The sequence below is a fragment of the Escherichia sp. AM3 genome (assembly GCF_032029835.1).
GTDB classification, from domain to species: domain Bacteria; phylum Pseudomonadota; class Gammaproteobacteria; order Enterobacterales; family Enterobacteriaceae; genus Escherichia; species Escherichia coli.
In genome coordinates this window covers 1-232 of record NZ_JAVUPQ010001345.1, presented here as the reverse complement: position 1 = coordinate 232, position 232 = coordinate 1, and the positions used below count along the sequence as shown (strand labels likewise).

At 63.4% G+C, this 232-nt stretch carries 1 pseudogene; it reads right to left on the bottom strand.

Features of this window, described 5'->3' with window-relative positions:
• Positions 1-232 (bottom strand): annotated as a pseudogene (locus RTW80_RS30990) (pyrroloquinoline quinone biosynthesis protein PqqF); the annotation flags it as partial.

Sequence of the window (232 nt, the reverse complement as noted above, 5' to 3'; positions counted from 1 at the left end):
GGAGAACGGTCAGGCGACTGTAACGCCAGCAACAGGCCATCGCGATCGGCAATACGCTGATAACGACAGCTGACCACGTAGCCAATCTGCTGTTCCACGCGCAGGCGCTGGAAAAATTGCGGTTCGCAGCATAACGCCAGCAGCCGCAGCGCGGCGAGCGACGCGCCCGGCGGCAGGGGAATAAACACCAGCAGCGCCGAATCCGCGCTGGCGTGCGGGATGTGTTCGATCC